The organism is Mesorhizobium sp. M0136 (genome assembly GCF_040322515.1).
Classification (GTDB): Bacteria; Pseudomonadota; Alphaproteobacteria; order Rhizobiales; family Rhizobiaceae; genus Mesorhizobium.
Map to the genome: position 1 here is coordinate 60251 of NZ_JAMYTP010000018.1, position 20732 is coordinate 80982.

The 20732-nt window shown below is 60.7% G+C and carries 18 protein-coding genes; 15 read left to right on the forward strand and 3 right to left on the reverse strand.

The features are described from left to right. Positions 1-310: 310 nt before the first annotated feature. On the reverse strand, positions 311-481 hold the full coding sequence (locus NKJ35_RS21445) for a hypothetical protein (RefSeq protein WP_352649458.1): 171 nt from the start codon (positions 479-481) through the stop codon (positions 311-313). A 336-nt stretch (positions 482-817) separates the two neighbouring features. Between NKJ35_RS21445 and glmS the strand changes: the two genes are divergently transcribed. Both glmS and NKJ35_RS21455 read left to right on the forward strand, forming a co-directional pair. Further along, on the forward strand, positions 818-2641 hold the full coding sequence (gene glmS, locus NKJ35_RS21450; RefSeq protein WP_352480273.1) for a glutamine--fructose-6-phosphate transaminase (isomerizing): 1824 nt from the start codon (positions 818-820) through the stop codon (positions 2639-2641). A 718-nt stretch (positions 2642-3359) separates the two neighbouring features. Beyond that, positions 3360-3614 (forward strand): helix-turn-helix domain-containing protein, encoded by a 255-nt coding sequence (locus NKJ35_RS21455; RefSeq protein WP_031212627.1) that lies wholly within the window; start codon positions 3360-3362, stop codon positions 3612-3614. 1137 nt (positions 3615-4751) lie between these two features. On the opposite strand, the gene NKJ35_RS21460 is transcribed toward NKJ35_RS21455, so the two are convergent. Continuing rightward, entirely contained in the window at positions 4752-5141 is a 390-nt protein-coding gene (locus NKJ35_RS21460) for a hypothetical protein (protein ID WP_352649459.1), read from the reverse strand. Positions 5142-5753: 612 nt separating this feature from the next. On the opposite strand from NKJ35_RS21460, the gene queC reads away from it, so the two are divergent. Genes queC through queE form a run of 3 tightly spaced genes read left to right on the forward strand, consistent with a single transcriptional unit; the run spans position 5754 to position 7539 of the window. Then, on the forward strand, positions 5754-6452 hold the full coding sequence (queC, locus tag NKJ35_RS21465; RefSeq protein WP_023679622.1) for a 7-cyano-7-deazaguanine synthase QueC: 699 nt from the start codon (positions 5754-5756) through the stop codon (positions 6450-6452). Next, complete coding sequence (queD, locus tag NKJ35_RS21470) at positions 6452-6808, forward strand: 6-carboxytetrahydropterin synthase QueD (protein WP_023679623.1); 357 nt, start codon at positions 6452-6454, stop codon at positions 6806-6808. The genes queC and queD overlap by 1 nt, the downstream gene beginning before the upstream one ends. Further along, a complete protein-coding gene (queE, locus tag NKJ35_RS21475) occupies positions 6805-7539 on the forward strand; it encodes a 7-carboxy-7-deazaguanine synthase QueE (protein ID WP_352468486.1) in 735 nt (244 codons plus the stop codon). Before queD ends, queE begins: the two co-directional genes overlap by 4 nt. A gap of 555 nt (positions 7540-8094) precedes the next feature. Here the strand turns inward: queE and hemN are convergent. Beyond that, positions 8095-9444 (reverse strand): oxygen-independent coproporphyrinogen III oxidase, encoded by a 1350-nt coding sequence (gene hemN, locus NKJ35_RS21480; RefSeq protein ID WP_352649460.1) that lies wholly within the window; start codon positions 9442-9444, stop codon positions 8095-8097. Between the two features lie 154 nt (positions 9445-9598). On the opposite strand from hemN, the gene NKJ35_RS21485 reads away from it, so the two are divergent. From NKJ35_RS21485 to ubiM, 10 genes are all read left to right on the forward strand, one after another. Then, the gene (locus NKJ35_RS21485; protein WP_352480269.1) at positions 9599-10345 is read left to right on the forward strand and encodes a Crp/Fnr family transcriptional regulator; all 747 of its coding nucleotides are present in this window, start codon (positions 9599-9601) and stop codon (positions 10343-10345) included. 604 nt (positions 10346-10949) lie between these two features. Next, a complete protein-coding gene (ccoN, locus tag NKJ35_RS21490) occupies positions 10950-12581 on the forward strand; it encodes a cytochrome-c oxidase, cbb3-type subunit I (RefSeq protein ID WP_352649461.1) in 1632 nt (543 codons plus the stop codon). Then, positions 12572-13303, forward strand: coding sequence for a cytochrome-c oxidase, cbb3-type subunit II (ccoO, locus tag NKJ35_RS21495; RefSeq protein WP_352649462.1), 732 nt, complete (start codon positions 12572-12574; stop codon positions 13301-13303). The genes ccoN and ccoO overlap by 10 nt, the downstream gene beginning before the upstream one ends. 11 nt (positions 13304-13314) lie before the next feature. Continuing rightward, positions 13315-13464, forward strand: coding sequence for a cbb3-type cytochrome c oxidase subunit 3 (locus NKJ35_RS21500; protein ID WP_352480266.1), 150 nt, complete (start codon positions 13315-13317; stop codon positions 13462-13464). A gap of 2 nt (positions 13465-13466) precedes the next feature. Then, entirely contained in the window at positions 13467-14330 is an 864-nt protein-coding gene (gene ccoP, locus NKJ35_RS21505) for a cytochrome-c oxidase, cbb3-type subunit III (RefSeq protein WP_352480265.1), read from the forward strand. Between the two features lie 116 nt (positions 14331-14446). Continuing rightward, complete coding sequence (gene ccoG / locus NKJ35_RS21510; RefSeq protein ID WP_502904660.1) at positions 14447-16021, forward strand: cytochrome c oxidase accessory protein CcoG; 1575 nt, start codon at positions 14447-14449, stop codon at positions 16019-16021. Continuing rightward, positions 16018-16515, forward strand: coding sequence for a FixH family protein (locus tag NKJ35_RS21515; RefSeq protein ID WP_352649463.1), 498 nt, complete (start codon positions 16018-16020; stop codon positions 16513-16515). The genes ccoG and NKJ35_RS21515 overlap by 4 nt, the downstream gene beginning before the upstream one ends. After that, entirely contained in the window at positions 16512-18800 is a 2289-nt protein-coding gene (locus NKJ35_RS21520) for a cation-translocating P-type ATPase (protein ID WP_352649464.1), read from the forward strand. The genes NKJ35_RS21515 and NKJ35_RS21520 overlap by 4 nt, the downstream gene beginning before the upstream one ends. Continuing rightward, positions 18797-18949: a cbb3-type cytochrome oxidase assembly protein CcoS gene (gene ccoS, locus NKJ35_RS21525; RefSeq protein WP_352649465.1), complete on the forward strand. Its 153-nt coding sequence runs from the start codon at positions 18797-18799 to the stop codon at positions 18947-18949. The genes NKJ35_RS21520 and ccoS overlap by 4 nt, the downstream gene beginning before the upstream one ends. Before the next feature lie 426 nt (positions 18950-19375). Next, the gene (ubiM, locus tag NKJ35_RS21530; RefSeq protein ID WP_352649488.1) at positions 19376-20557 is read left to right on the forward strand and encodes a 5-demethoxyubiquinol-8 5-hydroxylase UbiM; all 1182 of its coding nucleotides are present in this window, start codon (positions 19376-19378) and stop codon (positions 20555-20557) included. Positions 20558-20732: the final 175 nt, after the last annotated feature.

Below are 20732 nucleotides of genomic sequence, written 5' to 3' on the forward strand. Positions count from 1 at the left end.
GCCATCACAACGGAGCAATCCCGGCGCCTGACGAGGCGCGTGGAAAAGCACCGCAACGACGACCACAACGTCGCTTCAGGCCGTCAAAAGCTTATCGCCGTGCATCAAGGCGGCTAGTTCTTCCGCTGCGGGAATCGGGTTTGAGTAAGACGGACGAAGCACTGAGAACCAACGCTTTCGTGATAGTGCATTCATGCCCCGAGAATCCTGTTGACCGTTACGAACCCCAAGAAAGCCGGCGTTGAGTGAAACGGTCGCTGAACGTGCTCTGTGGCGTGCGCCGCCTGACTCTCGGTTTCGGCCATGCCGACTAACAGCGTATGATAGGCCATCGCGGGCTAAGCTCTACCGGCGAAAGCCGCGTCAACAGCGGCAGGCAATCAGAAACTGGATCGGCGGCGACGATGATTATGATCAACGTGACGAACACGTGAATCATGCCGACGGCGCCGACGCTGCCGATGATGATGATGCCGATCATGCGTCGCTGATGCTGCCTAACTACAGTGCTTGTGATCATGCCGATCACCGCGTGATCACGAGCGCCGGCGCTTCGTGTCAGGTGCGTAGCCGGGATGGTCGCGCATGGCCGATTGTTCCTTCGTGCCGCGGGGTGTGGGCTTGCTTTCGATCATGAGGGCGTCAGGCGCAACGAGAAGTTTAGATCAGGGGCTCATCCATGGGCTGGATGATAGTTATCCCTACAATCAATTGTACCAATATTACCGAATACTACTACAAGATCCCCAATGAAAGCGGCCGGATGGGTATCCGTCTCGCGTGGGCTGAAGCTGCCGGCAACAATGGGAAGACGAACATGTGCGGGATTGTTGGCATCGTTGGGCAACAGCCGGTGTCGGATCGGTTGGTCGACGCATTGAAGCGTTTGGAATATCGCGGCTATGATTCCGCCGGCGTTGCGACGATCACCGAAGGTGCCTTGCACCGCCGGCGCGCCGAGGGCAAGCTCGTCAATCTCGAGAGGAGACTGAAGGAAGAGCCGCTGAGCGGCAACATCGGCATCGGCCATACGCGTTGGGCAACCCATGGGGCCTCGACGGAACGCAATGCGCACCCGCACTTTACCGACGGTGTCGCCGTCGTCCATAACGGGATCATCGAGAATTTCACCGAGCTGAAGGAGGAATTGGCGGCGGCTGGCGCCGAGTTCCAGACCGACACCGACACCGAGGTGGTCGCGCATCTCTTGGCAAGACACCGCCGGGAGGGCATGAGGCGGCAAGAGGCGATGCGTGCCATGCTGAAACGCGTCAGGGGCGCCTATGCGCTTGCCGTCCTCTTCGAAGATGATCCGTCGACCATCATGGCGGCGCGCAACGGACCACCGCTGGCGATCGGTCACGGCGACGGCGAGATGTTCCTGGGCTCCGACGCGATCGCGCTCGCTCCCTTCACCAATGAAATTACCTATCTCATCGAGGGCGACTGGGCCGTTGTCGGCAATTCGGGCGCCCATATCTTCGATTTCGACGGCCACCCCGTCGAGCGTCCGCGCCATACCTCCACGGCCGCGGCCGATCTGGCCAGCAAGGGCAATCATCGCCACTTCATGGAGAAGGAAATCTGCGAGCAGCCCGAAGTCATCGCTCATGCTCTCCGTCACTATAGCAACATCATAGAGAATCGCGCCGACATGGTTTCTGGCATCGATTTCGCCAGGATCCCGAGCTTGGCGATCTCGGCCTGCGGGACCGCCTATCTCGCCGGACTGATCGGAAAATACTGGTTCGAGCGCTACGCGCGCCTGACGGTTGAAATCGACGTTGCGTCCGAATTCCGTTACCGCGAGATCCCGTTGTCGCCGCAGTCGGCGGCTCTTTTCATTTCGCAGTCCGGCGAAACCGCCGATACGCTCGCATCGTTGAGGTACTGCAAGGAGCGTGGGCTGAAAATTGGCGCTATCGTCAATGCCTGCGAATCGACCATCGCTCGGGAGGCCGATGCGGTCTTCCCGATCCTTGCCGGACCGGAGATCGGCGTCGCCTCCACCAAGGCGTTTACCTGCCAGCTTGCCGTTCTAGCCGCACTCGCCATCGGCGCCGCCAGAGCCCGCGGGACCGTAACCGAAGACGAGCTGCAGGCGCTCGTCAGGAGCCTCGCCGAAGTGCCGCGCGTCATGGGCCAGGTACTCAACAGCATCCAGCCGGAGATCGAGTTCCTGTCGCGCGAACTGTCAAAGTGTCGTGACGTCCTGTATCTCGGCCGTGGCACCAGTTTCCCGCTAGCGATGGAAGGTGCGCTGAAGCTCAAGGAGATTTCCTACATCCATGCCGAGGGCTATGCGGCGGGTGAATTGAAGCACGGTCCGATCGCATTGATAGACGACAACATGCCAGTGATCGTCATCGCGCCCCATGATCGCTTTTTCGACAAGACCGTCTCCAACATGCAGGAAGTGGCTGCCCGTGGAGGGCGGATTATCCTCATCACCGATGAAAAAGGGGCAGCCGCATCGAAACTCGACACTATGCACACGCTCGTGCTGCCGGCTGTCGACGAGATTATCGCGCCGATGATCTTCTCGCTGCCGATACAGCTTCTTGCCTACCACACGGCGCTCTTCATGGGCACAGATGTAGACCAGCCGCGCAATCTCGCAAAATCGGTCACGGTCGAATGATTGCGAACCTTTATAGGTGGCGATGCTCGTCCATCGAAAGCGCTACCCCCTGTCTGGATCCGAAGCCCGGATGAACCAGATGACCATTGCTGCAATTTCGGGAAACTCGCCGTCGCCGCATCATGACAATCGCCATCCTTTTTTCGGCCGGTCGGGCGATTGCACAGGGCAGCCGGATCGAGCTTGCTCAAGCCGACGTCAGCACAAAAGCGCGCGGCCCTTTCGGCTGTTTCCTCGGGCGCCCCATCCTTTCGGTCTCCGAACAAGCATCGGCGGCTTAAAAATTTTCGTTAACAGCGGTGATCGATGTGTGATTCAAGCACAAGCGCGTCTGTCGCTGCATCGGCGGTGGAAATTGGTCGAAGGTATCAGCGTCCGCGAGGCTGGGTGGACGGTGCCGCGAATAGCCACTGGAGGCGTCAGGGGGAGTTCGAGTTGCTGTTCAAGAAGCCATCGGCGAGAGTGAGTCGTGTAGGATCGCAGGTCGAATGCGCTACAGCCGATCAGGCCATCTCAGGGTGGGCAGGTTCTTAGAACTTGATCAGAAGCAGGTGAGCCGCCATATTCCGACCCGGCTGCCAATTTCAAGTGGCCCATTCCATGGATGAGGCCGGTCCGGCCGAATGGACGTCCATTTTTTTGATTTGCTGGGTGTGCGCCAGGGTCGGGGAGGAAATCTCCCGATTTGTCAGGCGCTCCCATCTTCTTGGAGATGTTTATGAAGGATTCGCGCATTCCCGAGCCAGTCTTGACGGCTATGTCGCAGGGGACCCACATCATCCGCGCTTATCGTGAGCACCTTGGGTATTCAATCGAGGACCTCGCGGTGGCGTGCGGGCTTGCCGCTGAGGAAATCCAAAACATCGAGCGGGGTGTGAGGTACAACAAGGGCTATCGGGATCGGATAGCAAGATCGCTGTCCATACCTGTGGGAATTCTTGAGGCAGAGGCGGACATATCGGACGCCGCCTGATCAGTCGGATAATCTGCAATGGGTGGAAGACCGCTCTTGTGATGTGAAGTTTGCGGCTGATAGTCGTCGCTTGATTCCGTTGGACGCGAATGCCTTCTGGCGCAGTACCGCCAAGAGAATTCTCGTCCACTGTCCGATGGAACTGCACACGGGCTCGCCGAACACGAAGTTGGAACGCTTCGTCATGCTGTCTTAGGCGATATAGCCGCCCGGAGTGCTGCGACACGTGCACGATAGCATCGGCTCGCGACGATGGATTGCTAACAGCGAACTCATGCTGGTCGGCAAGGCGATACTGGCTGGAGCATCAACTCGGCCGACGAGAGTGGCCCCCATCCTAGACTAGGCAGGATCGGCCGACATGGCCGGCATCGCGCGCCGCTCTGAAAAGAGCACAGCGGGCATCCAGACGCTGCCGGGTTGACTATGGGTGTCGGAACAGCAAAAAGGGGCCGCTCTTCATGAGTGGCGTGCGCCGGCAGTCTAACCCCAAGCCCCCCCGCCAGGCTGCCGGCGCGCTTCTAGGAACATCGAGGTAGGGCACTACGCTTCCTTGTCCGACTACGCCTCGATCAGATCCCGAGCAGCCAGCTAGTGTCCGACCGTCGCTTGCGCCTCTGCCCGCTGAGCCTTGTGCTTCCTCCAGCGAGTCAAGCCGATCACCATGGGTGTCGCCAGTTCTGGTGCTCACCCATGTGCCATTTGCGATCTCGTGTCGGTGAGAGCACCGCAAGCACCTCCCCTGCTACGGCAAGGCGGCTTGCGTCGCCCGTGTTGTTACTATTCTTCGCTGTGATCGGAGTTTTTTCGTGGCTTCGGAATCGGGACATTCGGCTTTGCAAAAAAATAGGCCGTCGTGGTCGATCGTCACGCCCCCGAGTTCGGCGGCACGATGGAATGACAACGGCAGCGCAAGCTCCATTTGCGCGAGGGGCTCGTCCCTTCAAATACTTGATGCATTTGCGCTTTGCGTCCTCCGTGCATGTTGCTCGATGCCAGGCGGAGACCTCTGTCTAAACGATCGCGCATCGATGCAACGCCCGCGCGTTGATCGCCATCATCGCGGCGATCGCTTTGCCGCGACCGCCGCGGCAGCGATGCGCATGCAAAAATTCACAGATGCATTCTAGCCAAATGCTAGCTGCCCAGCAAATGTCCGGCATTTCGCAAGGCCCCTAGGAAGAGACTAGCATGGCCGTTGGCATCGATCTTGGCCTGCATCGACAGGCGCATGCTGTGCCAGTTCTCCAAGGGCGTAGTGAAATGTGAGAACGTACCGTTGACGATGCACTGGTGGGTAACAAGACCCTGTCTGTCCAACGCCAGCACGCCGATCTGGTCGCCCTGATATCGGATGGCTGCGACCCGCTGGACCTCCGCGTCACCGTCGACCCGCACGTCGAAAAGCAGGATGCCGCGGCTCCTGGTGGCTACCTCGGCGGCCTTTTCAGCGAAGCTTAAGGAGAGCGAGCGGACGCTTTCGACCGCCAGCCGTAAAACCATCAAATCCAGTTCATCCACTGCCATAAGGTACCTGCGCGCAACACATGGGTGATAGCAATCGACCACACCGCTTGTTCACAGATGTCGGCTCACGACCGATCATTCAGGGTTTGCCGGTCAGTCCATTGACCGAGGGCGTGCTCCGGTTCGAACCGATCCTGAAGCGGAATGCGCTGGATCTACGGAACCCGAGGAGCAGGCCAGCCAAAGTTGCCGCGACAATTGATGTCGTGATCATTCCAGACATCTGCATCGGCGTCGCTGAACATCCCACTGGTAAGTCCGTTCTCTTGCGGCAAGCCCATCCTCGGGCCGTCTTGTACCTGAAACCCTCGCGGTGGCGTCCCTCGAAACTCGGGACCGCCGGGCGCTTGATCGTCGAGAACTTTGTTTACGAAGGTCCGGACCTCCTGCAGAGCATATTCCGGTGCGCTCGCCTTTGAGCATTCCGCTGAAGCGTGACGTTTCGCTAGTCCGTGTTCCTTGCAGGCTCACCGCGAGGGCGCCTTGCACACAGCGGCACGTCAGCGCATGAAACTCGTCCCCCGTTCACTTCACAAAATGGATTTCCTGAAGTACTGGGAGCGCAGAGAAATCTCCGGTCGCAGCCTACCCGGTTAAAACAAGGACCCAACAATGAAGACTCTCGTCGTCTGCTCCGGCGGATTGGACTCCGTCACCCTTGCTCACAAGGTGGCAGCGGAGCACGAACTCGCCGGCCTCTTATCTTTCGATTACGGCCAACGGCATAGGAAGGAATTGGGCTTCGCCGCCCTTTGTGCGGAGCGACTGAGCGTCCCGCACCGCATCATCGACATCCACGAGATCGGCGGCGGCCTTTCCGGCTCCGCGCTGACCGATAATGTGGACGTGCCCGACGGGCACTACGCCGAAGACACGATGAAGGTCACGGTGGTGCCGAACCGGAACGCCATCATGTTGGCCATTGCCTTCGGCTTCGCCGCAGCGCACGACGCTGACGCGGTGGCGACGGCCGTGCATGGTGGGGATCATTTCATTTATCCCGACTGCCGTCCGGCCTTCATCGACGCTTTCCAGATGATGCAGGACCACGCGCTCGACGGCTACGCGAAGATTCGCATTTATGCACCCTATGTGAATCTCACGAAGGCGGACATTGTTAGGAATGGAGCAGCATACGGCACGCCATTTGCGCAGACCTGGTCCTGCTACAAGGGCGCCGAGCGTCACTGCGGGAGGTGCGGGACCTGTGTCGAGCGGCGCGAGGCGTTTCATCTCTCTGGGCAGCCGGACCCCACCGACTACGAGGACTCCGACTTCTGGCTCGATGCGCTGCGAAGGAGGACCGCGTAATGTTCCGCATCACCAAGGAATTCCACTTCTCAGCCTCGCATCAGCTCACCTCGTTGCCACCCGATCACCAATGCGCGCGCCTGCACGGGCATAACTACATCGTTGAAGTGGAGCTTTCAGCGAATGGACTGAACGAGAACGGCTTCGTGCGCGACTATCACGATTTGGCGCCATTCAAACGCTACATCGACGAGAGCTTCGACCACCGACATCTCAACGACGTGCTGGGACATGAGCAAGTCACGGCGGAATATCTGGCCAGACATTTTTATGAATGGTGCAAGGCACGCCTGCCCGAAACCTCGGCCGTGCGGGTGAGCGAAACGCCGAAAACCTGGGCGGAATACCGGCCATGACCGATACGCATCCCGCAATCCGCGTGAGTGAGATTTTCGGGCCGACGATCCAGGGCGAGGGCGTGCTCATCGGTTTGCCGACGGTCTTCGTCAGAACCGGCGGGTGTGACTATCGCTGTTCCTGGTGCGACAGCCTGCATGCGGTCGACAATCAATTCCGCCATGAATGGGAGATGATGTCCATTGCCGCGGTGTGGCAAAACGTGCTTGCGCTTTCCGGTGGCCGCCCGCTGATGGTATCGCTGTCAGGCGGCAATCCGGCCATCCAGCCGCTCGGCGCGCTCATCGAGCGAGGCCATGGTGAAGGTTACCGTTTTGCGCTGGAAACCCAAGGTTCGGTGGCCAGGGACTGGTTTGCCGACCTTGACGTCCTAGTCCTCAGCCCAAAGCCGCCGTCAAGCCAAATGACGACCGATTGGGCCGCTTTCGAGGCCTGCCTCCAGGCGGCACAAGGCAGGCCGCAAGTCGTGCTCAAGCTCATTGTTTTCGACGAAAGGGACTACGCCTACGCGAAAGACGCCGCTGCGAGATTTCCGCGACTTCCGATCTATCTGCAACCCGGCAATCACACGCCGCCACGCCCCGCAAATGAAGACGCTCCTGTCGACCTTGACGGAATATTGAAGCGCATGGAGTGGCTGGTTGATGCCGTGACCCGCGACAGGTGGTTCGAAGCCCGTGTGCTGCCGCAGCTGCACGTTATGCTCTGGGGTAACAAGAGAGCCGTCTAGCCTAGGCCCGCTTTTCACTGAAACTGCGCCGGCGGATATTCGGGTGGACGGGTTGTCCCACGCTTGACGGCGCTGCCGGGGCTTGCGGACTTCTGCCACCGGCACCAAGAGCGTGGCCAGCCGCTTACGACTCGGATTGTTGCCGAGGCTCGGTTTCGACGGGCGTCCCTGGCGCGAACCAATCAAAGGGTTAGCGCGAGCCACGGGTGGATAGTATGGTGGTGCGATGCGGCGGCGCCTGCTGCAGCTGGCACGGTCCTTGCGTATTCTTGTTGCAAGGCCGAAGGGAGCTGTCGGCCGACAACCATGATCTGGCCAGGACGATTGTCGACTGCTTCCGATACAGAAAAGAGGCCGGACTCGACGTGGCGCTTCAGGGACTGCGAAATGGAATACGGCGCCGGAAGGCACGACCGGACGATATCGTCACTATGCCAAGACGCGTCTGGTCCGCTCCGAATCCTGTTTCGACACGACGGTCGCCGATCAACAGTGAAAAACATAGCGCAATCGGTTCACGATCGACTGAGAACCATGACCGTTCCTCTGCGGTGCTCAGACTGCCGCTGAGTGCCTGGCCGTTCCACTTTCGAAATATTTGTCGAACTTTGCCGCGATGCTCCTGACAAAGGGCCGGCTTTCCGCAGGCACGACGAAGCGGTCACCATCAAGTTCAAGCAACCGCGCAGGATCTTGGAGGGCCGTGGAACTCGCTCGGACGAGAAGTCTTTGGCCGGCTTTGCCAAAGCGCTCCACCAGTACGATCGCCGAGAAGCCGAAGTCACACATCAGCCGCTCGATGATCCAGCCGCGAACACGGTCGTCTTCGGAAAGCGCAATGCCACGGACCGCAGCCAGCCCACCGTTCTCGACCATGCGCCCATACTCGGCGGTCGAAGGCATGTTCTGTGCATAGCCCTGGCGAAACTGGCTGATGGATGACGGGCCAAGGGCGATCAAGGTCTCGCAGCGATCCTCGGTATAGCCCTGAAAGTTCCGGTGCAGTGTTCCGGCGCGGGCGGCAAGCGCGAGGGCATCGCCCGGTTTGGCGAAATGGTCGAGCCCGATTGCTTCGTATCCCTGGTCCACGATCGCCCGCGCCGCCAATTGCGATTGAGCAAACCGCTCTGCCGGACCCGGCAGCCATGCCTCGTCGATCATCGTCTGATGTTTCTTGAACCACGGCACATGGGCGTAGCCAAAAAGCGCTATCCGATCCGGTTCCAGGGTCAGTGCCTGTGCAACCGTGGAGGCGACGCTCTCCCTGGTCTGATGCGGCAGGCCGTAGAGCAGATCGAGATTGACGGATTCGACGCCGCGCGAACGAACGCCATCAACAACCGTCTTGGTCTGCAGAAAGCTCTGCTCGCGGTTGATCGCTTTCTGCACCTTCGGGTCGAAATCCTGGACGCCGAGGCTCGCCCTTGTCATGCCGATTTCGGCAAGTGCATCGAGGCGGGCATCGTCCATATCATTGGGTTCGATCTCAACGCTGATCTTTGCACCGGGGAGAAAGGTGAAGCTGTTGCGCAGGACGGTTCCCAGCGCCACGATATCTTCCGGTTTGAGCATCGTTGGCGAACCGCCGCCGAAATGGACGGCACGCACGCGGCCCTTGCCTGCGACAAGACCGGCGACGGTGGCGATCTCGGCATGCAGTGAGCGCAGATATGTGGTCACCGGTTCTTTGTGGCGTGTCTGCTTGGTATGGCAGGCACAGAACCAGCAAAGCTTGTCGCAGTACGGGATGTGCAGATAGAGCGAGATCTCGTCACCACCTTCGAGCGCCTCCAACCAGCCTCGGTAAACGACGGCATCGACCCCCGCATGGAAATGCGGCGCGGTCGGATAACTGGTATAGCGCGGGACGTTCTCGCCAAGTCTGGCAGCTAGCTCCAGTCGCATGTCGTGGTCCACCGTGTTTGCGTCGCCGGAACTGTGGATGCTTGGATGAGCCTAAGCCCTGATTTCGATCAACCTTCAGCACGGACAAACTGCCGCAAGGATTTTTCTACCGTCGATTGCTATCCTGCCCGCACTGGACCGGTAGAGCGATCGAATGACATTACGGCAGGACAGTCACAGTTCCGGCATTCCCGTTCTTTGCCTGTCTTGCGAGGCACGGCACCGCGGTGTCTGTGGTGCGCTCGAACCAGACCATTTGGCTCAGCTCGCCAAGACGTCGTCGCGGCACAATATCGAGCCGGGGGTCGAACTGATCGGCGACGCCGAGGCGGTCGACTGTTATTCAAACGTGCTTTCAGGCGTGGTGAAGCTCACGAAGAGCCTTTCGGACGGCCGCCAGCAGATCGTCGGTCTCCAGTTCGCGCCGGATTTTCTGGGACGGCCCTTCAAGATGAAAAGCGCGATCAATGCGGAAGCGGCAACAGCTGTCTCGCTATGCTCGTTTCCGAGAGCGGCCATCGAACGGTTGATGAAGGAATCACCGGAATTTGTGCATCGCCTGTTCAAGCAGGCGCTGAACGAACTCGACGAGGCACGCGAATGGATGGTGACTCTGGGGCGCAAGACCGCACCGGAGAAGGTGGCGAGCTTTCTCCTCATGATCGCCCGGAACATCGATTCCAGTGTTGACCCGGCGGCTAGGTCGGCGTGCTTCGAGCTGCCGATGACGCGTGCCGACATCTCTGATTTCCTTGGAATTACAAACGAGACCGTGAGCCGTCAGCTGACCAGCCTGAGAATGGACGGCGTGATTCGGATCGAGAACAACCGCCGTGTCACCGTGGACAGCATGAGCCGGCTGGAACGGCGCTGCGGCGGCCGAGGCGCAACCGCCGTTTGAATGACACCGAAGCTGCATGGCCTACGTCACTTATTTCGTTCGGGGCAGGGCATGCTCGCGTTGGGCTTAGAAGAAGCCGCATAGCGACAGTCCGCTCTCCATCCGATCGCCTGAGCCAGGTGTGTTTCGGCCAACTCGTCGGCGAAGCATCCATCCTCGAGGTGCTCGACGTGCAACCGGCTGTTCCAGGCAGGATTGCACTCGGCCGAAGTCAATACGCCTCATACGCAGGGGAAAATCGCCGTCTCCCCGAACCATGAATGTCACGAAGGCAGCGCAACGCTGGCGCTGGCTGTCCCAAGGCATTGAAACGATCGACGTTCGGCAAGGCATCGGCCTACTTTCCAGCGTCACAGAAGGCGCGCTTCCCCACACGCCCGCGATCGCCTCCATACCCGGCCCGACCGGGGACGCGGGGCCTGTCCGTAAGCGTTGCGGCCGGTGCTGCGCTTCCACATTCGATCGCCACAGTCTGATCGCACCGAACTCGATGCTGCTCGAAGCAAAATCGTGCGGCTCTGACATGGATCAGGGCGAGCAGGCCACGGCTGCGCAATAAGGCACTGCGGTTGGCGCCCGCCGGAATTGGAAATCGGGGCTTGCGATGAAATTCGGCACAGAGATCGTCCTTCTAAGCCTGTTTGCGTTTGCGGCCCTGGTGGCTGCCGGCTTCGGCGTAGATGAACCTTTTCGCCGGCATATGTGGGTTTTGTTCTTCGCCCTGGCTGGCTTCACTGCGATTCTGTTGCGCAACACGGAGTTCAAGCCGGCAGTTCCGATCGACCCCGCCGCTTACATGGATGGGCCGATCCGCTACGGTGCCATCGCCACCGTATTCTGGGGCGTCGTCGGCATGCTGGTCGGCGTGGTCATCGCCCTGCAGCTCGCCTACCCCGATCTCAACATCCAGCCCTGGTTCAATTTCGGCCGACTGCGGCCTTTGCATACTTCCGGCGTGGTTTTTGCCTTCGGCGGCAATGCACTCATCTGCACGTCACTTTATGTCGTGCAGCGGACCTGTCGTGCCAGGCTGTTCGGCGGCGATCTCGCCTGGTTCGTGTTCTGGGGCTATCAGCTGTTCATCGTCATGGCGGCAACCGGCTACCTGCTCGGTATCACCGAGAGCCGCGAATACGCCGAGCCCGAATGGTATGTGGACCTGTGGCTGACCATTGTCTGGGTCGCCTATCTCATCCTGTTCCTCGGCACGATCCTAAAGCGCAAGGAACCGCACATCTATGTCGCCAACTGGTTCTACCTTGCCTTCATCGTGACCATCGCAATGCTGCATGTGATCAACAACCTGTCGATGCCGGTCTCCTTCCTGGGCTCCAAGAGCTATTCAGCCTTCTCCGGCGTACAGGACGCCCTGACGCAATGGTGGTACGGCCACAATGCCGTCGGCTTCTTCCTCACCGCCGGCTTCCTCGGCATGATGTATTATTTCGTGCCCAAGCAGGCCAACCGGCCTGTCTATTCCTACCGGCTGTCGATCATCCACTTCTGGGCTTTGATCTTTCTCTACATCTGGGCCGGTCCGCACCACCTCCACTACACCGCCCTGCCGGACTGGGCCCAGACGCTCGGCATGGTGTTCTCGATCATGCTCTGGATGCCCTCGTGGGGCGGCATGATAAACGGCCTGATGACGCTCTCGGGCGCCTGGGACAAGCTGCGCACCGACCCGATCATCCGTATGATGGTGATGGCCATCGCCTTCTACGGGATGTCCACCTTCGAAGGCCCGATGATGTCAATCAAGGCCGTCAACTCGCTCTCGCACTACACCGACTGGACCATCGGTCACGTCCATTCGGGCGCGCTCGGATGGGTTGGCATGATCTCGTTCGGCGCGATTTATTTCATGGTCCCGAAGTTATGGAACCGCGACCGGCTTTATTCGCTGCGGCTCGTCAACTGGCACTTCTGGCTGGCGACGCTTGGGATCGTCGTTTACGCCGCGGTGATGTGGGTCTCCGGCGTCATGCAGGGCCTGATGTGGCGCGAATACAACGAGCAGGGCTTCCTGGTCTACTCCTTCGCCGAAACCGTGGCCGCCATGCATCCCTACTACATCATGCGTGCCATCGGCGGCGCGATGTATCTGTCGGGCGCCCTCATCATGGCCTGGAACATCGCCATGACCATCCTCGGCTACCGGCGCGAGGAGGATCCGATGCCGCGCTCCATCCCCGCCCTCCAGCCTGTGCGATCAGGAGCCAGAAAATGGGCTTGATGGACAGACACGCGGTCATCGAGAAGAACGCCACACTGCTTCTCCTCGGGTCCCTGCTGGTCGTAACGGTCGGCGGCATCGTCGAGATCGCACCGCTCTTCTATCTCGACAACACCATCGAGAAGGTCGAAGGCATGCGGCCCTATTCGCCGCTCGAGCTCGCCGGGCGCAACATCTATGTGCGCGAGGGCTGCTACCTCTGCCACAGCCAGATGATCAGGCCATTCCGCGACGAAGTCGAGCGCTACGGCCACTATAGCCTGGCGGCCGAGTCGATGTACGACCACCCGTTCCAGTGGGGCTCGAAGCGCACCGGGCCGGATCTCGCCCGGGTCGGCGACCGCTACTCCAACGCATGGCATGTCCAGCATCTCACCGAACCACGCTCCGTGGTGCCGGAATCGATCATGCCGAGCTACGCGTTCCTGAAGGACATGCCAATCGAGGTGAAGGATTTCTCGACGCATCTGATCGCCAACCGCCGTGTCGGTGTGCCCTATTCAGACGACATGATCGCTCATGCCAATGCCGATCTCATGGCGCAGGCCGATGCGAATGCCGACACATCGGGCCTGGAGAGACGCTATCCGAAAGCCAAGGTTGGGGACTTCGACGGCGATCCGCAGCAGGTCACCGAAATGGATGCGCTGGTCGCCTATCTCCAGATGCTCGGCACGCTGGTCGATTTCAGGACCTATGACGAAGCCGCCGGCTACCGCTGAGGAGAATGGCGATGACCTACAATTTCATGCGGGAGTTTGCCGACAGCTGGGGCCTGCTTGCCATGGCGCTTTTCTTCCTCGGATGCGTTGCCTTTGCACTTCGTCCCGGCAGCCGCAGGCAAGCCGAGAGAGCCGCTCACATTCCTCTCAAGGGCGACTGATCATGGGCAGCGAGCATATCGATGAGGTTTCGGGCATCTCGACGACCGGCCATGAGTGGGACGGCATCAAGGAACTCAACAACCCGCTTCCGCGCTGGTGGGTCATCACCTTCTACATCACCATTGCCTGGGCGATCGGCTACACCGTCGTCTATCCGGCATGGCCGATGCTGACTTCCGCGACCAGGGGTGTGCTGGCGTATTCGAGCCGCAAAGACGTCAAGAATGAACTGGCGGCGGCCGAAGTGGCCAAGGGTAAATATGTCGCTGCCATTCAGGCGAAGACCGTCTCCGAGATTACTGCCGACGATACGCTACGCGAATTCGCCGTCGCCGCGGGTGGCGCCGCGTTCAAGGTCAATTGCGTGCAGTGCCATGGCTCGGGCGCTCAAGGGTCCAAGGGTTTTCCCAACCTAAACGACGACGATTGGCTGTGGGGTGGCAACGCCGAACAGATCCAGCAGACGATTGCGCACGGCATCCGCTTCGCATCAGACCCGGATACGCGCCTGTCGGAAATGCCTGCTTTTGGGGACATCATCACGACGGATCAGATCAAGCAGGTCGGCGCCTATGTCGCAAGCCTCTCCGATCCTGTTCAGGACACAAGCCTGATCGAACCCGGCGCCAATATCTTCGCCGAGAATTGTGCGGCCTGTCATGGTGAGAATGCAAAGGGCAACAGGGAGCTCGGCGCACCCGACCTGACCGACGCGATCTGGCTATACGGGTCTGGCGAAACAGCCATCGCCGCGCAGGTCCGCGCGCCGAAGCACGGCGTCATGCCGGCCTGGATCGGCCGTCTCGGCGAGATCAAGGCCAAGGAACTCGCGGTCTATGTCCATTCGCTTGGTGGCGGAGAATAGGTGCGCAAGCCTATTCTCGTCCTCCCCCCCACCGCCAAGCGACGAGGCCCGGCGCGAGCCGGGCCTCGGCATCATCCAGAAACCGATGGGTCGGGCTTCCGGCGAAATCGTCGCTGATGACTGGAGCTTTCGTGCTCGATAACACGCAAATAGAACGGCTCGAAGCCGATGCGGTCAACTCGGCCAAGACCCGTCAGCCGCTCTATGCCGCACGCAAGAAGATCTTCCCGAACCGGGCCTCTGGCAGTTTCCGCCGCTTCAAGTGGTCGGTGATGGCAATCACGCTGGGGATCTACAACCTGACGCCCTGGCTGCGGTGGGATCGCGGGCCATTTGCCACGGACCAGGCCGTGCTGGTCGATCTTGCCAACCGCCGCTTCTACTTCTTCTTCATCGAGATATGGCCGCAGGAATTCTACTACGTCGCCGGCCTGCTGGTCATGGCCGGTATCGGCCTTTTCCTGATCACATCCACCGTCGGCCGGGCCTGGTGCGGCTATACGTGCCCGCAGACCGTGTGGGTCGATCTGTTTCTGGTCGTCGAGCGAGCCATCGAGGGCGACCGCAACGCGCGCATCAAGCTCGATGCCGGTCCCTGGACTGCGCGCAAACTCGTGGTGCGAACATCGAAACACGCCATTTGGCTGGTCATAGGGGTGCTGACCGGCGGCGCCTGGATTTTCTATTTCGCCGATGCCCCCACGCTGCTTGGGGAACTCTTCACCGGCACCGCCGCCCCCGTCGCCTACATCACCGTGTCCGTGCTGACGGCGACGACCTATACGTTCGGCGGGCTGATGCGCGAGCAGGTCTGCACCTACATGTGCCCATGGCCGCGCATCCAGGCGGCCATGCTCGACGAGAATTCCCTCACCGTCACCTATAATGACTGGCGCGGCGAACCGCGCTCGCGTCACGCCAAGAGGGTCCTTGCCGCCGGGCAGCCCGTCGGCGACTGCGTCGACTGCAATGCCTGTGTCGCGGTGTGCCCGATGGGGATCGACATTCGTGATGGCCAGCAGCTTGAATGCATCACCTGCGCGCTCTGCATCGATACCTGTGACGGTATCATGGACAAGCTCGGCAGGGAGCGCGGACTGATTTCCTATGCGACGCTGGCCGACTACAACGCCAATATGATGCTGGCGACCCCAGGCGGCTCCGGTTCAGTCAACCCGTCACTGGTCAGGAACGCTGACGGCCTGTTCTCCGACAATGTGGCCCGTTTCCATATCCGCAAGATCTTTCGCCCGCGCACCTTCATCTACATGGGCGCCTGGTCGGCGGTCGGTCTCGCGCTGCTCTATTCGCTGCTGACCCGCGCACGGCTCGAATTGAATGTCCTGCACGATCGCAACCCGCAGTTCGTGACGCTGTCCGACCGTTCGATCCGCAATGGCTACACCGTCAAGCTGCTCAACATGATCCCCGAACCAAGAACGATCATTGTCACGATGCAGGGCCTGCATGGAGCCGAAATGAGCGTTGTCGGCATCGACCTGCCGGCGGATCGCTCCTTTGCCATCCCGGTCGAACCCGACCGGCTGAAGATGCTCAAGGTTTTCGTGCGTCAGCCGGCAGATCAGGTTCGGGGTGCAGCGCAAAGCTTCAAATTCCGGGTCGAAAATAAGGCAACGTTCGAGTCGGACGAATACACGGCCACTTTCAACGCACCGGAGATCGCCAGATGACCGACACCTCGCGACAATCCCGCGAATTCACCGGCAGGCATATGCTGTTCACCATCCTTGGCTTCTTCGGCGTGGTCATAGCGGTCAATCTGACGATGGCGACGCTCGCCAACACGAGCTGGACCGGCCTTGTCGTCGAAAACACCTATGTGGCGAGCCAGCAATTCAACGAAAAGGCCGAGCAAGGGCGAGCTCAGGCGGCCCTCGGCTGGACTGGCAAACTGACCATCGCAGGCGGTGAGGTCCGCTACAGCCTCACCGATGCTGTCGGCAAGCCGGTTGCCTTGCATGGCGTCAAGGTGCTGTTCCGTCATCCCGCCTACGAGGCCGAGGACAAATCCGTCACTCTTGAGGCTGCTTCCGGTCAGATATTCGCCGCGCACCACATGCCCAACGATGGCCTCTGGATCGTCGAAATCGACGCCGATGCGAGCCTTGCGGAACCCTATCGCGACGTTCGCCGGATCATGATTTCCCACGGGGCGCTGCAATGAGCTGCTGCGCGCCAGGCGCCGAAATGGCATTGGACCTGGAAAAGGTCACACTGGTCCTGCCTTCTGGCCAGGAAATCAGACTGGCGAGCCGCTCGATTGGCGAAAATCTTCGCCAGACCGACCTCACGGTGCCGGCTGTGCATTGTGCCGCCTGCATCCAGACGATCGAGACGGCGATCGGCAAGCTGGATCGCGTCGAAGGCGCTCGTGTCAATCTTTCGACGAAACGTGTTTCGGTCCGGTGGCGCGGCGAGGAGGTTCCGCCATTCGTCGCCACACTTGGACGGCTGGGCTATGGCGCGCACCTGTTCGATCCCGAGCCTGACGGGAAGGACAAGATGCTCTCGGAACTGATCCGCGCCGTCGCGGTCGCCGGCTTTGCGGCGGGCAACATCATGCTGCTATCAGTCTCCGTCTGGTCCGGCGCGCAAGGCGCGACCCGCGACCTGTTCCATTGGGTCTCGGCCTTGATTGCCATTCCTGCGCTCGCTTTCGCCGGCGGCATCTATTTTCGCTCGGCCTGGAATGCGCTGCGCCACAGCCGCATGAACATGGACGTGCCGATCGCGGTCGGGGTATCGCTCGCTTACGCCATGAGCCTCTACGAGACGATCAACCATGGCGACCATGCTTATTTCGACGCGTCGGTGTCGCTGCTGTTCTTTCTGCTGATCGGCCGCACGCTGGATCACGTGATGCGGGAACGGGCACGGACGGCCGTGAACGGACTGGCTCGGCTGGCGGCGCGCGGCGCCATGGTGCTGCGCGAGGATGGTTCGCGCGACTACTTGCCGGTTGGCGAGATCGAACCAGGAATGGAGCTCTTGATCGCGGCCGGCGAGAGGGTGCCCATCGACGGCAGGATCATTGGCGGGGCGTCGGATCTCGACTGTTCCCTGATTTCCGGGGAAAGCACGCCCAGAACGGTGGGCCCGGGGGCGCAGGTCCAGGCCGGTACGCTCAATCTCACCGGTCCGCTGACCATCGAGGCGACGGCCGCCGCGAAGGATTCATTCCTGGCCGAAATGGTTCGGCTGATGGAAGCGGCAGAGGGCGGCCGCGCCCGCCACCGCAGGATCGCCGATCGCGTCTCCGCGCTCTATGCCCCCGTGGTCCACCTCACCGCCTTTGTGACGTTCCTCGGCTGGATGGCGGCGACCGGCGACTGGCACCGGGCGATAACCATCGCCATCGCCGTTTTGATCATCACATGCCCGTGCGCGCTCGGTCTCTCCGTGCCGATCGTACAGGTGGTCGCTGCGCGCCGGCTGTTCGAAAGCGGCGTCATGGTCAGGGACGGCTCCGCCATGGAGCGCCTGGCGGGGATCGACACGGCATTGTTCGACAAAACCGGCACGCTTACGCTCGGACTGCCAAGGCTGATCAATGCGCCGTCCATCGATCCGATTATGCTCGCCATGGCGGCCGAGATGGCAGCGCATTCCCGCCATCCCTTTTCGAAGGCAATCGCTGGCCATGCAGCCTTTGCCGGCCAGCCGAAGCTCGCGTCCGTCAGCGAGCATCCGGGCTTCGGCATCGAAGCCATCGCCGAGGGCAGTACCTGGCGACTGGGTCGCCGCGGATGGGGTGAGTGGAAAGCCCGGACCGGCGGCGAAGGCAAACAAGGCTATGGCGGAACCGTTCTGACGAAGGACGGGGTCATTGTCGCGACTTTCGATTTCGAGGATGAGCTGCGTGCCGATGCCAAGGCGGCCATCGAGCAACTGAACGGCGCCGGCGTGTCGGTGGAGATGCTGTCGGGCGACACAGAAGCTGCCTGCGGCGAAGTCGCGGAAGCACTGGGCGTCGACCGCTTCGTTCCCGCGTTGCTTCCCTCCGGGAAGGTCGAACACATCGAAGCATTGACGCGAACTGGCCACAAGGTGCTGATGGTCGGCGATGGGCTCAACGACACGCCTGCATTGGGCGCCGCACACGTTTCGATCGCTCCGGCCACGGCGGCGGATATCGGTCGCAACGCCGCGGATTTCGTGTTCCTGCGTAAAAGTCTTCTGGCGGTCCCACTTGCTTTAGACATTTCGCGGAAGGCCGGACGGCTGATCCGGCAGAACATCGCCATCGCGATCGTTTACAATGGCATCGCCGTGCCGGTCGCCATTCTGGGGCACGTTACGCCACTGATCGCTGCGGTCGCAATGTCCGCCTCCTCCCTCCTGGTCATCGGCAATGCGCTACGCCTGCAAGGTTTCGTGTCACATGCATCGGTGCAAGATGCCCGACATGACAGGCGCTCCGACATTGGCGCACTGGCTCAATCCTCATGACGACGCTCGCCTACCTCATACCTGTGGCCCTGTTCCTCGGAGCGCTTGGGCTGGCGGGGTTCCTGTGGGCCTTGAGGAGCGGCCAATATGAAGATCTCAATGGCGCCGCCGAGCGGATCCTGATCGACCGCGACGAGCCACGCAGTTGACCCAGCCTGCCCTGCGACGACTCGCTCGAATATTTTCCGCGGTTGCTTCGCGTCATGCCGATTTCGGCGCGCGACGGGTCCGAACGGATCAGCCAGAATACGTTGCCGAACTTTCGGCCAGGAAAGGGCCGCACCGAACGGGAAGCCGGCTATTCCATGATGTCCTGACCAGACCATGCTGGCGTGGCGATCGACCAGTCGACCGTGAACCTGCCGTTGCCGCGTTTATCGAGCCTGCTTGATCCACATCAGGGTTATCTCTTCATCGGCATGGTTTCATTGAGCATTTTTGAACGGAGAACGGATGTCTAACGGACGGTTAGGTCGCGTGGAGACGCTTGGGGAGATGAGCCGCAAACCGTGGATCGATTGCGATGCGTTCCAGTGCCCTTCGTCGCAGATAGCCGACGCAATGGCGGCACGCTGATGGCCGGCTCTGTCGATAGATTCGACGTTATTGTCGTCGGAGCCGGGCCGGTCGGACTTTCCTTCGCCGCATCACTTGCCCAGAGCCGACTCGAGGTGGCAGTGGTTGAACGGCAGTCGCTCGAAAGCCTGGCGAATCCGGGCTTCGACGGTCGCGAGATCGCGCTGACCCACGCATCGGTTGGAATCCTTCGCGAGCTCGGCGCCTGGGATGCCATCCCCGCTTCGGACAAATCACCGCTACAAGGCGCGCGCGTGCTCAACGGATCGAGCCCTTTCGCCCTGAGCTTCGATTCTCCCAGCGGATCTGGGGAACCACTCGGAATTCTGGTCCCAAATTGTCGGATCCGCGACGCCCTGTTCAAGCTTGTCCACTTCCAGGATCATGCCCAGCTGCTGTGCGGCCGCTCGGTCGTCAATGCAACAACCAGCCACAAAGAAGCAGTCATAACGCTCTCTGATGGCAGGCAATTGGCCGCTCGGCTGCTCGTTGCAGCGGATTCGCGTTTGTCCGCGACGCGCGACCTGCTCGGCATTGGCGCCGACATCAATCGGCTTGGCAACTCCATGCTGATTTGCCGGGTGAGGCACGAGCGCGCCCATCACCAGATCGCGGTCGAATGGTTCGATCACCATCAGACGATAGCGATGTTGCCGCTCATGGAAGGCGTGTCGTCGCTGCTTCTCACTTTGCGCTCAAGCGAGGCCGACAGACTGCTTGCTCTCGACGACGATTTGTTCCTCATGGAATCGACGAGCCGGTGTCGAGGACGCCTCGGAGAGATGACCTTGGCAAGCACCCGCCATGCCTATCCGCTGGTCACGACCTGGGCGCACAAGTTCTGGGCTCCGAGTGCGGCACTGATCGGCGATGCTGCCCTCGGCATGCACCCGGTGACCGCGCATGGCTTCAACATCGGCCTCAGTGGCCAGAAGCAACTCGCCGATAGAATCCTGGCGGCATGTCGCGAGCGCCGCGACATTGCTGATCCCGACATGCTCGGCAGATACGAAAGCCGGCTGCGTCTGTCGGCGGCACCGCTCTATCATGCTACGAATGCGCTTGTCGCTCTCTACTCAGGCGAGCACCCGGCGGCACGGCTTGCAAGACATGCAGGGCTTCGCTTTGCCCAATATCTTCCATTTATCCGCCATGGCATTTCGGCCATGCTCAGGCGGTGAATCGCAGGCAGCGCTGCCGCTCTGGAACGCTATCTCGGCCCGGCTTCCTTTTGTCTCGCCGGGCGCGTTGATGCGGTTGGCAGGGCTGCTTCCATGGTGACGTTGCCGATCCTGGGATGATTCGGATCAAGGCACGCGTGCGGGAAGAGCTCGATGGTCAGACGGCAAGGCCAAG

What these genes read in the sequence shown, in the direction of transcription:
- ccoG (WP_502904660.1), top strand. Translation starts at nt 14,447, where the DNA reads ATGACTGGAGCTTTCGTGCTCGATAACACGCAAATAGAACGGCTCGAA.
- NKJ35_RS21500 (WP_352480266.1), top strand. Translation starts at nt 13,315, where the DNA reads ATGACCTACAATTTCATGCGGGAGTTTGCCGACAGCTGGGGCCTGCTT.
- ccoP (WP_352480265.1), top strand. Translation starts at nt 13,467, where the DNA reads ATGGGCAGCGAGCATATCGATGAGGTTTCGGGCATCTCGACGACCGGC.
- NKJ35_RS21515 (WP_352649463.1), top strand. Translation starts at nt 16,018, where the DNA reads ATGACCGACACCTCGCGACAATCCCGCGAATTCACCGGCAGGCATATG.
- ccoO (WP_352649462.1), top strand. Translation starts at nt 12,572, where the DNA reads ATGGGCTTGATGGACAGACACGCGGTCATCGAGAAGAACGCCACACTG.
- ccoN (WP_352649461.1), top strand. Translation starts at nt 10,950, where the DNA reads ATGAAATTCGGCACAGAGATCGTCCTTCTAAGCCTGTTTGCGTTTGCG.
- NKJ35_RS21460 (WP_352649459.1), bottom strand. Translation starts at nt 5,141, where the DNA reads ATGGCAGTGGATGAACTGGATTTGATGGTTTTACGGCTGGCGGTCGAA.
- NKJ35_RS21445 (WP_352649458.1), bottom strand. Translation starts at nt 481, where the DNA reads ATGATCGGCATCATCATCATCGGCAGCGTCGGCGCCGTCGGCATGATT.
- ubiM (WP_352649488.1), top strand. Translation starts at nt 19,376, where the DNA reads ATGGCCGGCTCTGTCGATAGATTCGACGTTATTGTCGTCGGAGCCGGG.
- NKJ35_RS21520 (WP_352649464.1), top strand. Translation starts at nt 16,512, where the DNA reads ATGAGCTGCTGCGCGCCAGGCGCCGAAATGGCATTGGACCTGGAAAAG.
- glmS (WP_352480273.1), top strand. Translation starts at nt 818, where the DNA reads ATGTGCGGGATTGTTGGCATCGTTGGGCAACAGCCGGTGTCGGATCGG.
- queE (WP_352468486.1), top strand. Translation starts at nt 6,805, where the DNA reads ATGACCGATACGCATCCCGCAATCCGCGTGAGTGAGATTTTCGGGCCG.
- NKJ35_RS21485 (WP_352480269.1), top strand. Translation starts at nt 9,599, where the DNA reads ATGACATTACGGCAGGACAGTCACAGTTCCGGCATTCCCGTTCTTTGC.
- queD (WP_023679623.1), top strand. Translation starts at nt 6,452, where the DNA reads ATGTTCCGCATCACCAAGGAATTCCACTTCTCAGCCTCGCATCAGCTC.
- queC (WP_023679622.1), top strand. Translation starts at nt 5,754, where the DNA reads ATGAAGACTCTCGTCGTCTGCTCCGGCGGATTGGACTCCGTCACCCTT.
- hemN (WP_352649460.1), bottom strand. Translation starts at nt 9,444, where the DNA reads ATGCGACTGGAGCTAGCTGCCAGACTTGGCGAGAACGTCCCGCGCTAT.
- ccoS (WP_352649465.1), top strand. Translation starts at nt 18,797, where the DNA reads ATGACGACGCTCGCCTACCTCATACCTGTGGCCCTGTTCCTCGGAGCG.
- NKJ35_RS21455 (WP_031212627.1), top strand. Translation starts at nt 3,360, where the DNA reads ATGAAGGATTCGCGCATTCCCGAGCCAGTCTTGACGGCTATGTCGCAG.